Origin of the sequence: Acinetobacter sp. SH20PTE14 (genome assembly GCF_021391555.1) — a bacterium.
In the GTDB taxonomy this organism is placed as follows: Bacteria; Pseudomonadota; Gammaproteobacteria; order Pseudomonadales; family Moraxellaceae; genus Acinetobacter; species Acinetobacter amyesii.
The window spans coordinates 229,047-241,726 of the sequence record NZ_CP090067.1 but is presented as its reverse complement, the minus strand read 5'-3'; the positions used below and the strand labels follow the sequence as shown (position 1 = coordinate 241,726).

At 42.8% G+C, this 12,680-nt stretch carries 10 protein-coding genes; 5 read left to right on the top strand and 5 right to left on the bottom strand.

Going from position 1 to position 12,680, the window contains the following annotated elements; translation table 11 throughout:
* Positions 1-12: 12 nt before the first annotated feature.
* Both LXF01_RS01120 and thrC read left to right on the top strand, forming a co-directional pair.
* Positions 13-1,317, top strand: a complete 1,305-nt coding sequence (locus tag LXF01_RS01120; protein ID WP_078192857.1) for a homoserine dehydrogenase — start codon at positions 13-15, stop codon at positions 1,315-1,317.
* Positions 1,318-1,379: 62 nt separating this feature from the next.
* Entirely contained in the window at positions 1,380-2,519 is a 1,140-nt protein-coding gene (thrC, locus tag LXF01_RS01115) for a threonine synthase (protein ID WP_233944920.1), read from the top strand.
* A gap of 122 nt (positions 2,520-2,641) precedes the next feature.
* On the opposite strand, the gene LXF01_RS01110 is transcribed toward thrC, so the two are convergent.
* Positions 2,642-3,691, bottom strand: a complete 1,050-nt coding sequence (locus tag LXF01_RS01110) for a serine hydrolase (protein ID WP_233945407.1) — start codon at positions 3,689-3,691, stop codon at positions 2,642-2,644.
* Between the two features lie 212 nt (positions 3,692-3,903).
* Between LXF01_RS01110 and gacA the strand changes: the two genes are divergently transcribed.
* The 3 genes from gacA (at position 3,904) to LXF01_RS01095 (ending at position 7,574) form a co-directional block, all read left to right on the top strand.
* Positions 3,904-4,539: a response regulator transcription factor GacA gene (gene gacA / locus LXF01_RS01105; RefSeq protein WP_078189449.1), complete on the top strand. Its 636-nt coding sequence runs from the start codon at positions 3,904-3,906 to the stop codon at positions 4,537-4,539.
* 22 nt (positions 4,540-4,561) lie between these two features.
* The gene (locus LXF01_RS01100; protein WP_111884855.1) at positions 4,562-6,127 is read left to right on the top strand and encodes a sensor histidine kinase; all 1,566 of its coding nucleotides are present in this window, start codon (positions 4,562-4,564) and stop codon (positions 6,125-6,127) included.
* Between the two features lie 70 nt (positions 6,128-6,197).
* Positions 6,198-7,574: a sigma-54-dependent transcriptional regulator gene (locus tag LXF01_RS01095; RefSeq protein WP_233945406.1), complete on the top strand. Its 1,377-nt coding sequence runs from the start codon at positions 6,198-6,200 to the stop codon at positions 7,572-7,574.
* A gap of 22 nt (positions 7,575-7,596) precedes the next feature.
* Here LXF01_RS01095 and LXF01_RS01090 read toward each other — a convergent pair whose 3' ends face one another.
* The 4 genes from LXF01_RS01090 to lptF form a co-directional block, all read right to left on the bottom strand.
* Positions 7,597-8,772 carry a S41 family peptidase gene (locus LXF01_RS01090; protein ID WP_233944918.1) on the bottom strand — a complete coding sequence of 392 codons (1,176 nt, stop codon included), beginning with the start codon at positions 8,770-8,772 and terminating at the stop codon, positions 7,597-7,599.
* A gap of 17 nt (positions 8,773-8,789) precedes the next feature.
* Positions 8,790-10,337, bottom strand: coding sequence for a 2,3-bisphosphoglycerate-independent phosphoglycerate mutase (gene gpmI, locus LXF01_RS01085; protein WP_180077179.1), 1,548 nt, complete (start codon positions 10,335-10,337; stop codon positions 8,790-8,792).
* Positions 10,338-10,459: 122 nt separating this feature from the next.
* Positions 10,460-11,530, bottom strand: a complete 1,071-nt coding sequence (gene lptG / locus LXF01_RS01080; protein ID WP_180129621.1) for an LPS export ABC transporter permease LptG — start codon at positions 11,528-11,530, stop codon at positions 10,460-10,462.
* Position 11,531: 1 nt separating this feature from the next.
* Positions 11,532-12,632, bottom strand: a complete 1,101-nt coding sequence (lptF, locus tag LXF01_RS01075) for an LPS export ABC transporter permease LptF (RefSeq protein ID WP_233944916.1) — start codon at positions 12,630-12,632, stop codon at positions 11,532-11,534.
* Positions 12,633-12,680 lie beyond the last annotated feature (48 nt).

Genomic DNA, 12,680 nt, shown 5'->3' with positions numbered 1-12,680 from the left:
ATGGAGTGTGACGTGAAACCAGTTCGTCTGGCAATCCTCGGTCTTGGTACTGTGGGTGGTGGTGCCCTTAAACTACTAAAAGAAAATGCTGCTGAGATTAAACGTCGCACCGGTCGTGAAATTGAAATTACCCATGTGGGTACGCGTCGCCCTCGTCCTGATTTAGAACTGCCTGCTTCAGTGAAGCAAAGTGCTGATTTATTGGATATCGTCCGTCAACCCGATGTAGACGTTGTGGTTGAAGTTATGGGCGGCATTCACCCTGCGTATGAAGTGATTCGTGAAGCAATCGTTCATGGCAAACAAGTGGTCACAGCCAACAAAGCTTTATTAGCTGAACACGGTAATGAATTATTTAAATTGGCCGATGATCATCACGTTCAGATTGCTTATGAAGCAGCTGTCGCAGGTGGTATCCCAATTATTAAAGTCCTCCGTGAGGGTTTGGCAGCCAATAAAATTGACTGGCTTGCAGGTATCATTAACGGTACTGGTAACTTTATCCTGACTGAAATGCGTGAAAAAGGTCGTGCCTTTGCAGACGTTCTCAAAGAAGCGCAAGAACTCGGTTATGCCGAAGCAGATCCAACATTCGACGTCGAAGGGATCGATGCGGCGCACAAGTTAACATTGCTGGCTTCTATTGCTTTTGGTATCCCACTCCAATTTGACAAAGTCTTCACTGAAGGCATTAGCAAAGTTACTGCGCAAGATGTGAAATATGCAGAAGACCTTGGTTTCCGTATTAAGCATTTAGGTATTGCACGTCGTGCTGCAACGGGTATTGAACTTCGTGTGCATCCAACGCTGATCCCTGAAGACCAACTGATTGCCAATGTAAATGGCGTTAAAAATGCCGTATTGGTTCAAGCCAATGCCGTTGGTCCAACGCTTTACTATGGCGCAGGCGCAGGTGCAGGCCCGACCGCATCAGCGGTGGTTGCTGATGTTGTCGATATTGTCCGTGACATCTCATATACCGAAGATGGCGCAGGTACAATTCCACAGCTTGCGTTTGAAGCCCTAACTGATTTACCAATTCTTCCACGTGAAGAAATGACCACTGGATACTACATCCGTATTAATGCCGAAGATCAAACTGGCGTTCTTGCAGATGTCACTACGATTTTAAGCCGTGCAGGAATCAGCATCGATGCGATCATGCAACAACCGCGCTTAAAAGATCTTATTCCTATCGTGATTCTGACTGATCCAGTCAAAGAATCTAAAATGGATGAAGCACTTCAACAAATTCAAGCATTGCCTGTCATTCATGGCGAAATTGTACGAATTCGTTTAGAATCGCTTGATAATTAATCGGGTCGAGGGGAATATTTCAGTTCCTCTCGCCAAGCTCTACACACAATTGGAACATCATCATGTCTAATGCCAATCGTTATACTGGTTTAGTTGACCGCTATCGCGACCGTTTACCCGTATCTGCAACTACTCGCGCAATTTCTTTGGGCGAAGGTAATACGCCACTGATTAAGCTTGAGAATATTCCACGCATTATTGGCAAAAATGTTGAAATTTATGTGAAGTACGAGGGCTTAAACCCGACTGGTTCATTTAAAGACCGTGGTATGACCATGGCTGTAACAAAAGCAGTTGAAGAAGGCTCTAAAGCAATTATCTGTGCATCTACAGGTAATACATCTGCTGCAGCGGCTGCTTATGCTGCACGTGCAGGCATTAAAGCATTTGTGCTCATCCCAGAAGGCAAAATTGCCATGGGTAAAATGGCACAAGCGATGATGTATGGCGCGGTAACGATGCAAATTCACGGTAACTTCGATGACGGTATGCGTCTTGTAAAAGAAGTTGCAGATCAAGCACCAGTTACGATTGTAAACTCAATCAACCCATATCGTCTGCAAGGTCAAAAAACAATTGCTTACGAAATCGTTGACGAATTAGGTCGTACGCCAGATTACCACTGCTTACCTGTAGGTAATGCGGGTAACATTACAGCACACTGGATGGGTTATACCGAAGCTGTAGCGAATCAGCCTAAAGAAGAATTTGTACAAGTCGTTTATGATCCTGAAACTGATCAATTCACAGGTCCAAAACCTGCGGGTCTACCAACAATGGTGGGTTACCAAGCTGCTGGTGCGGCACCATTCCTACGCGGCGCACCTGTAGAAAACCCTGAAACAGTAGCAACTGCAATCCGTATCGGTAATCCACAAAGCTGGAACCATGCTAAAGCAGTAGTCCGCGATTCAGAAGGCTGGTTCGATGAACTTCAAGATGCTGAAATCTTAGAAGCACAGCGTCTACTGTCTATGTACGAAGGTGTATTCGTAGAACCTGCTTCTGCAGCGTCTATCGGTGGCGCGATTCGTGACATCAAAGCAGGTAAAATTGCTGAAGGTTCTGTGATCGTATGTACTGTGACAGGTAACGGTTTAAAAGATCCTGACACTGCCATCAAGCAATGCCAAGATGCAGTAATGTTGTCGATTGATGCAACTATGGATCAAGTTCGCGATTCAATTCTGTCAAATATGTAATTCATATGCTGACTAAATAAAAAAGCCCTGCTCTTGCAGGGCTTTTTATATCTTGCATTCACTTCAGCATTTAAACGTTGAGTAAATCCAAATACTGAAAGAATGAAAAATCTGAAATCTTATTAAATACGTTTTGGTAACTGGCTCGCCCAATTCATTAAACGTGTCGCATCATTGGTTCGTGCAACTGAAGAATCCGCACCCAATAACACCACTACCGCTGGACGGTTATTCAATGTGGTATGCATCACTACACAGCGCCCTGCTTCATTAATAAATCCAGTTTTTGAAATATTAATATTCCAACCACCATTACGCACTAAAGCATTAGTATTGTTTGATTTCAATACGCGGTAGCCCAAATTAAAGTCATAACTTGGTGTGGTTGAAAATTGACGAATCAAACCATACTGCGAAGCGGTATTCACCAAAATACCTAAGTCACGTGCCGAAGCGACATTGCCTGGGTGCAAGCCAGTCGATTCCACATAATGAGTCGAGTTCATCCCTAATGAGCGTGCTTTCGCATTCATCGCTGCAATAAATGCAGAACGACCACCTGGATAAGTACGTGCTAATGCCGAAGCAGCTGGGTTTTCAGATTTCATCAAAGCAAACAGCAATGCTTCTGCACGATTCATACTGTCGCCAGCACGCAGCGTTGAACTTGAGCTTTTACAACCTGAACATGAGAAATCAGACTGTTGTAAGGTAATCTTTTCAGACATGTTTAATCGGGCATCTGAAATCACTACTGCTGTCATGAGTTTGGTAATTGATGCAATCGGTAAAGCGGTATTGCTATTTTTGCTATATAGCACTTCACCAGTTTGACCATCCATAACCAGTGCTGCACGCGCATTTACAGAGGGCTGTCCTGCGTATTGATGGGTATCAATAATACGGACCGTTTTCGATGGTGCTGTCTGTACCACGCCGCCTGTACTACGTACAGAAGTAGTCACTTTCGTTGACCCTTGAGGAGATGGCTCTTCAGCGCTATAAGACACGTCACCATTGAGTAACTGGTTTGCATCTTCAGATGACCAGCTAATATTTGACTGCTGATTTGCAGCACTATTCATCACAATTTCAGCAGAACTGAAACTGCTCATACTGAATAAAATTGACATGCCCAAAACGTGCATGAAGGATTTATTTAATTTTTTCACCATTGCTCACTCAACTCAGGATACTAAACATTTGCGCAAGACCAGCAATATGCCGTACATTGGTCACAACTACGAACATTTTTTGCTCACACATTGTGTATGAAGTTTTTCATTTCATATAAGAATAGGATTGCTAATTTTGTCGTTTCATTGCAAGCTTATTTTGCTTTATGTAACAAAAAAAACAGGTTTTGATTTGAGGGAGAGTGTAGGTGATCACAGTTTTGGTGGTAGATGACCATGAATTAGTCCGTACTGGTATTTGCCGTATGCTCGAAGACCATGCAGATGTCCAAGTCATTGGACAAGCCGAATCGGGTGAAGATGCGATTACACTTGTTCGCCAACACCATCCAAATGTCGTTCTATTAGATGTCAATATGCCGGGGATCGGAGGTGTAGAAACCACACGTCGCCTACTTCAAACAGCGCCAGATACAAAAGTCCTCGCCGTCAGTGGACTTGCTGAAGAACCCTACCCGTCTTTATTGTTAAAAGCAGGTGCCAAAGGCTATATCACCAAAGGTGCACCAGTTACTGAAATGGTCCGTGCGATTAATAAAGTGATGCAAGGCGGCAAATATTTCAGTGCAGACATTGCAGAACAACTGGCCAGCTCATATTTGTCTGATACCCAACAATCACCTTTTGACGCCCTGTCTGAGCGTGAAATGCAAGTTGCCATGATGGTGGTCAATTGTATTAGTGCACAAGAAATTTCCGATAAATTATTCGTTAGTGTTAAAACAGTGAATACCTACCGTTACCGCATTTTTGAAAAACTGAATATTGATAGTGATGTCAAACTAACTCACTTGGCGATTCGCTACGGGTTAATCAAACCTTAACACAACGTACATCCTGTTACTTATGACACAGCGTTCAATTCATAGTGAATTGAACCAGTATCATTTAGGCCTTTGGTACAGTGCTTATCGCTTTATCATCAGTGCCTGTCTGTTACTGGTCTTTTTACTGACCTACACTCAATTCACTTCAGATTATGAATACCCACGTTTATACCTATATGTATTGACGATTTATTTGCTGTTTACCAGCATTCAATTCATGTCGCTTGGACGCTTCAAAGTCCGTATTCCAAACCAGCTACTGCTGTTATTCATCGTAGATGTGATTTCGCTGAGCTTACTGACCTTAGCCATCGATGGACCCAATTTACATTTGAGTTTGCTGTTTGTGATTACGATTTTTGCAGCATCCCTGTTATTAGATGCCCAAAAAGCCTTGGTCATCACCCTCATCGCTGTGATCTGTGTGGTATATCAACTGTTTTTAGGTTCAATTCTTGAATTTACCTCACTTAAAAATTTAACCAACAGTGCGATTTTGGCTTTTTTATTTTGTGTAGTGTATGGCAGTGCGCAAATTGCCGTGAAACGTTTCCAGTTATTAGAAAATCTGAATTTTTCGCAATCCTTAGAGCTCCATCGGCTACAAAACATTAATCGCTATATTTTAGAGCAGATTGACACGGGCTATTTAGTATTGGATGAAAACTGTCATGTGGTGTTGAGTAATCCTGCTGCTTGCCATTTACTCGGCATGCCAAATTCTTATCATCATGACCAATATCCACTGTATACCACGCAGCCCGATTTATTTGAATTACTCAAATTTGAAGATTTAAAAAGCGGTGAAAAATTCCAATTTGAATCCCAACAAAGCCAATACCACATTCAGGTACTGGTACAAAAACTCGTTGTGCCGCATCAAATGCTGACCTTGCTGATTTTACAAGATGCACAAAAACTCAATCAGCAAGTGCAACAACTAAAATTAGCCGCTTTAGGGCAACTCTCCGCCAGTATTGCCCACGAAATTCGCAATCCTTTAGCCGCAATTGTGCATGCCAATGATTTATATCCGCAAAGTGATACCGAACAACAGCACATGTTGAATCATATGATTTCACGTCAAGCGGTGCGGATTGACCGAATTATTCAAGACACCCTAAATATGGTGCGCAATAAGGAAACCCATCCGACTCGTCTAAATCTAGAACAATTTTTACCGCTGTTCCTGCAAGAAGATCTGGCAGACATTCAACAGAACATTCGGCTCAATGTGCAAGCCAAAACCTTGATTGATTTTGATGAGGCACAGTTCAGACAAATTTTAATCAACCTAATTCGTAATGCGATTCGCCATAACAATCCGGACATGTCGTATATCGAAGTGGTGGCGCGTACCGATCAGAAAAAAGTCCAGATCGATGTCCGAGATTTTGGTCATGGGGTTGCTTTACAAAACCGCGCACAGTTATTTCAACCATTTTTTAGTACCGAAATTACTGGAACTGGTTTAGGATTATATCTTGCTCATAGCTTCTGTGAAGCGAATCAAGCACAGCTTTCCTATGTAGAACAAAAACAGGGAGCTTGCTTTAGGATTGAGTGCTTACAAGCTGTTATTTAATTGTTTTTAGGGGAAAACTGTGGATTCACAACCACTGGTATTGTTAGTTGATGACGAAGAAGACTTATGTATGCTGATGCAAATGTCTTTATCAAGGATGGGGGTTAAAACGCATGTTGCACATCGCCTCGACGAAGCTAAAAAAGCCTTGTCTACCTATAGCTACGATGCCTGTCTAACCGATCTCAACTTACCCGATGGTAATGGTCTACAGCTCTTAGATTGGATGAATGAACACTGTCCTGCCCTGCCCGTTGCTGTGCTCACAGCCTATGGCAACATGGATATTGCCATTGCCGCATTAAAGGCGGGAGCTTTCGACTTTGTCAGCAAACCGATCAATCCGAAACATCTTGAACAACTGCTACAAAAAGCCCTGAATAAGCCTTTGGACGAAGACATTACTTCGCAAGATGCTTTAGAACATAAAATGTTGATTGGTGAATCGCTTCCAATCCAGCAATTGCGTCGAACTCTAAAGAAAATTGCACGTTCACAAGCACCAGTTTTTATTACGGGTGAATCTGGTACGGGTAAAGAAGTCGTGGCCAATCTGGTTCACCGTTTAAGCAACCGTAATGAAGGGCCATTTATTGCTATTAACTGTGGAGCAATTCCCACAGAGTTAATGGAAAGTGAACTTTTTGGCCATAAAAAAGGCAGCTTTAGTGGTGCCACCCAAGACAAGCAAGGTCTGATTCAATCTGCACATGGCGGTAGCTTATTTCTGGACGAAATTGCCGAATTACCTTTAGCCATGCAAGTTAAACTGCTACGTGCTGTACAGGAAAAACGTATTCGCCCCGTAGGTTCAGACTGTGAAATTGATGTTGATTTCCGTGTGATCAGTGCCAGTCATCAGGACTTAGAAGCTCTCGTCCAACAAGGTCGATTCCGCCAAGATTTATTTTTCCGTATCCATGTGATGGATTTAGTGTTGCCTGCCTTACGTGAACGTGGCGAAGATATCCTCTTATTGGCGCAACATTTTATTCAAAAAATTAGCCATGAATGGGAAATTGCCACTAAGCCTCTGACTGAACGAGCGAAAAACTTCCTACTCAACCAATATTATCCGGGTAATGTCCGTGAACTCCGCAATATTATCGAACGTGCCATGACCCTCTGCGATGATGAGCAAATTGATCTTCAACATCTGCAAAGTGCGCCATTAAGACAACCGAATACTCAGTTCAATTCCGCTCCAACAACGAATGATTCTACTCAGCTTGCTGCAAACAGCAACGAACAGAGTTTGATCCCTCGCAAACTACCTGAAGAAGGTTTAGAACTCTTTTTAGAAAATATCGAAAAAGAAGTACTCATGAATGCGTTGAATTTGACTCACTGGAACAGAACACTTGCCGCCAAAAAATTAGGTATGTCATTCCGTTCATTACGCTATCGTTTGAAAAAATTCGGCTTAGATACCGAAGACGAAGAGTAAAAGTTTTCCAGCGTATTGCTGTTTATTTTTGATTCAGCAATAACTCTGCAACATGATCGACATAGTGATCTTCACGTGCATCATGTTGCAGCGGATAGTTATAGTCTGGCTGCACCCCAATTCCTTCAATCATTTTGCCATTCGGTGTCAGATATTGCGACACAGTCATTTGTAAAGCCGCACCATTACTCAATGGAAATAGTTTTTGAACCACACCTTTACCATAACTTTTCTCACCCGCTACCCATGCACGTTTATGCTCTTTTAATGCTGCGGTAAAGACCTCTGCGGCAGAAGCAGAACGATTGTTGATTAAAATACCAACTTTCATATTTTGAAATTCAAAACTTGGTAAAGCCTGAAATTGTTGGTCACCTTCAGATCGACTTCGAGTCGACACAATAATGCCCTGATTCAAAAATAAATCGGCAGACTCCACTGCTGCTGACAGTAACCCCCCGGGGTTATTTCTTAAATCAAACAATACCGCTTTGACACGTGAGCCATGACTTTCAATTAAACGCTTTATTTCGTTGGCAGTATCTTGTTGAAAAACTTTAACGTGTAAAACTAAAACCTGATTATTTAATAATTTAGATTCTATATCTGTTTCAACTTTAGTGTTTCTGACCAAATTGACCGGTTGACTTGCAGTTATCAGCTGTAGATTCAGCGTCGAGCCGATACTGCCTGTGAGCAGGTGTCGCACTTGATCTTGATTAAGTTTTTTGAGTTCTTGATCATCAATTTTAAACACCGCCGCGCCATTTTTCAGACCTAGCTTTGCTGAATCAGCATCAGGCTTTAAATTGGTGATGACCCATTGCTGTAAACCTACATCAAAGCGCAAATTGAAATCGACACTCGCAATATCCCCTTCAGTGTATTGCAAAAGCTGCTTATAGTCTTCAGGTGAAAGATATCGTGAATAGCGGTCTAAACCACTGACCATGCCTTTGATGGCTTGTTGGAATAATGCATCGTCATTTTTTTCAACTACATAATTTTCTTTGACAATGCCATAGATCTGAACAAATTGTTGGATCGATTCGACAGGTACTTCGGCATAACTTTGTTCATAGCTGCCATCAAATTCATCGAAAGCCGACTTTGCTTTGTCGGCTCCCCATGTCGAATGACTAGAACACAGCAGCAAGGCTGTAAGGCTTACAACTGACGTCCAGTGTGCTCTAGTCATTCATGCTTCCTTACATTTTAAGCTTCAAGAGTAATCAAGTTACGACCTTGCATTTCTGTTGGTACAGGAATGTGCATAAGCGTTAACATTGTCGGCGCTACGTCAGCCAAAACACCACCTTCTGCAATTGTTGCATTGGTCGGACCAACATAGATAAATGGCACTAGTTCAGTGGTATGTTGAGTATGCACCTGACCACTTTGGTAATCCTGCATTTGCTCTACGTTACCATGATCGGCAGTCACTAGCATGTGACCTTTATTTGCCATCACAGCTTCATATACACGGCCTAAGCACGTGTCTACAGCCTCAACCGCTTTGACTGCTGCATCAAACACACCGGTATGGCCAACCATATCACCATTGGCATAGTTCACCACCAGTAAGTCGTACTCACCTGAATTAATTGCGGCAACCAATTCATCAGTGACTTCATAAGCACTCATTTCTGGTTTTAAATCATAAGTCGCAACGTTTGGTGATGGAATCAAAATACGTTTTTCACCCGGATATTCATCTTCACGACCACCACTGAAGAAGAAGGTCACGTGTGCATATTTTTCAGTTTCAGCAATACGCAGTTGTGTTTTACCCAAATTAGACAGGTATTCACCAATCGAGTTATGCAGCGCTTCTGGCATATAAGCCACAGGTGCATCAATTGTTGCTTGGTAACGTGTCAACATGACAAATTTTGATAAAGCGGGAACCACTTTACGTTCAAAACCTGCAAAATCTTTTTCCACAAAAGCTTTGGTAATTTCACGCGCACGGTCAGCACGGAAGTTCATGAAGACAACGCTATCACCATCTTGGATCGGTGCTAAATCACCAATACGCGTCGCTTTCACAAATTCATCTGATTCTTCAGCAGCATAAGCCTGCTCTAGACCTTCAACAGCAGTCGCTGCTGTACGCACTGCTTCACCTTCAGTTAAAAGACGATAGGCTTGCTCAACACGATCCCAACGGTTGTCACGATCCATTGCAAAGTAGCGACCAATCATGGTGGCAATACGACCTTGACCCGGATACTGAGCAAACAGTGCATCTAATTTTTCAAGCGAAGGTTGTGCACTTTTTGGCGGTGTATCACGACCATCAAGGAATGCATGAAGATAAACTTTTGCACCGCGTTTTAATGCCAATTCAGCCATCGCCACAATGTGATCTTCATGTGAATGCACGCCACCTTCAGACAATAAGCCCATGATGTGCACTGCACCATTGGCAGCTTTGGCTTTTTCAACCGCATCAACTAAAACATCATGTTCAAAGAATGCACCGGTACGAATATCTTTGGTAATACGAGTAAAGTCTTGATACAGCACACGTCCTGCACCAAGGTTCATGTGGCCCACTTCAGAGTTACCCATTTGACCATCAGGTAAACCAACGTCTTCGCCAGAGCCTGAAATCAATCCATGCGGATGCTTTTCCTGCATTGCAGTCAAGTTTGGTCGTTTTGCTGCTAAAAAGGCATTGTCCTCGACCGCTTCGCGATGACCCACACCATCCATAATTACCAATACGTGTGGGATTTTGCCAGCAGTTGCATCCGTCATAATGAACACTCTTTCGTTTATAAATTAATCATACTATCTTACCGAATTTTCGGTGAAGACTCTATGTGACAACCATGGTTTATCTAGGTCATCAACATTGTTTTACTCAATCTTGCATGCACTTAACGTGCGCGATGCAGCAAGTAGCCACCCGCTACAAACATCAAAATAATTGGTATAAAGACGAACCATGCAGGCGATGGCGCGTACACCAAACTTGCATAACCCAAGAAATCTTGTAAGTAGTAAAAACCCAGTCCAGCAAATAAGGCAATCACCAAGCGGAAACCCATCGACTGTTGACGTAAAGGTCCAAAAATAAATGAACAAGCAATCACCACCAAGGCAATTAAAGCAAAGGGCGAACCAAACTTTTGCCAAAACGCCAATTGGTAAGTTTTCGGGACTTGGCTATATTCATGCATATAGCTCATAAAGCTCACCAATTGACTCGGTGATAGATCTTCAGGGTCAATGGTAACCATATGCACATATTTGGGTTGCAAGGCCAATGAAAGCGGTTGTTCAGCATTTTGCTTCGCTACAGCATCACCCGTCGCTAATAGATCCACTTGGGTTGAATTTTGCAGCGACCAAGAACCATTTTGGACAAAATTCCCTTGCTCCGCATCCAAAGTGCCTCGCAAACGATATTTTTCATCAAAATCAACAACCTGAACATCTTTAATTTGACCTTTCGAATTGGCATAGTCAATATAAATAAAGCGCTGACCTTCACGCGACCAATAGCCTTTGACTTCACCCAACTCAGCCGCAGTGCGGTGACTTTTGACGCTTTTGGCTTGTTCATTGGTATAGGGAATGACCCATTCGCTTAATGCAAAGGATAAAACCACCAAAATGAGTGCCGAACGAATCACCCAGCCCACAATCCGCCAAAGGCTGATGCCGACCGAACGCATGACAATCAATTCACTGTTTGAAGCTAGAGTCCCTAAACCCAGTACCGCGCCAATCAAGGCTGAAATCGGTAAAATTTCATATAAATAATTCGGTGAACTCCATAACACATACTGCAAAGCATTCCATGCGTTATAGCCTTCTTTCAGCGAGCCCAATTCACCTAAATAAGTAAAAAGCACTTGTAAGCCAGCCAATACCGCTGTCGCACCAAGCATGGCTAAAGCAGTAGTTTTGGTCACATGTTTTGCAACTATACGACGTGCCAACATTTTAAGACCTCACTCGCTGAATTTGTTTCTTAATTTTGGGCGCTAATTTTTGTTTACGCGAGAACAATGCTGCTGCAATACCGTAAATCACTAAGACCAGTGGATAAGCCCAAATCCCCATTTCATCTTTACTGATCCGCGTTTTGATCGCCATTAAAGCCACGATTAAACTGGCAAAAATAAGTAAGGCTGGGAACAGTTTTAGGTAACGCCCTTGACGAGGACTGACCTCAGACAAAGCGGTGGCAAGCAATAACGCCGCCAAAATAGCGAACGGCACAAAAATTCGCCAACCGAGTTCACTGGCAACCACAGGATCATGACGGTTATCCCATAACTTCGAGGTTGGCAAAGCTTCTACTTCGGTACTTTCAAATTTTGCTTCTTTATCATTTTCTAAACGTAAACGATAACTTTGGAATTCAGCTTGAGAATAACGCGGTTGCTCTGGATAGATTTCGTAACGGCGGCCTTCAACTAAGTCAACAACATTGGCATTGTCATCGGGCACTTCGACGCGGGTCGCTTCTTTTGCCAAAATAATGACATCAGGCTTACCCTCTTTTTCTGCGCGCTGATAGAAGAAAATATCTTTTAAGTTTTTACGGTCTTCTGACAAGTCCCCTGCATAAATGGTATAGGGCCCAGAGGAAATAAACTCTTTCGGGCGAACCAAGTCAAAGCCTGTTCGTACTGCTTGTGAAGTCGTTAAGGCTTCAAACTGACGGATGCCCCAAGGCGACGCCCACAGCATCAAAAATGCTTGAACAGCCATAAAGACCACAGTCATCGGCACCAATAAGCGTGACAATTGATTTCGACTGACGCCGCTACCATTGAGCACAGCCATTTCATGATCGACATACAGACGACCAAAGACCAACATCAGACCAATAAAGAAACCGAGCGGAAGAATTAAGGTTAAAAACTCAGGCAAACGGTAGCCAATGATGCTAAATAAAATACTTGCATCTAAACGACCCTGCGCCGCCACACCAAAGTACTTGATCAAACGACCACCCATCATGATCAAGGTCAATAAGGCAATCACAACCAGTGATGTCGACACCACTTGCTTGACCAGATAACGCCGAATAATCAAATTAATTCTTCCAAAAATAGGGCCAATAAAAACTAGCGTTAGTTTACC

Bases quoted from the DNA above. Each gene is read 5' to 3' on its own strand.
- lptG (WP_180129621.1), bottom strand. From the start codon at position 11,530: ATGTTGGCACGTCGTATAGTTGCAAAACATGTGACCAAAACTACTGCT.
- LXF01_RS01095 (WP_233945406.1), top strand. From the start codon at position 6,198: ATGCTGATGCAAATGTCTTTATCAAGGATGGGGGTTAAAACGCATGTT.
- thrC (WP_233944920.1), top strand. From the start codon at position 1,380: ATGTCTAATGCCAATCGTTATACTGGTTTAGTTGACCGCTATCGCGAC.
- LXF01_RS01100 (WP_111884855.1), top strand. From the start codon at position 4,562: ATGACACAGCGTTCAATTCATAGTGAATTGAACCAGTATCATTTAGGC.
- LXF01_RS01090 (WP_233944918.1), bottom strand. From the start codon at position 8,772: ATGACTAGAGCACACTGGACGTCAGTTGTAAGCCTTACAGCCTTGCTG.
- gpmI (WP_180077179.1), bottom strand. From the start codon at position 10,337: ATGACGGATGCAACTGCTGGCAAAATCCCACACGTATTGGTAATTATG.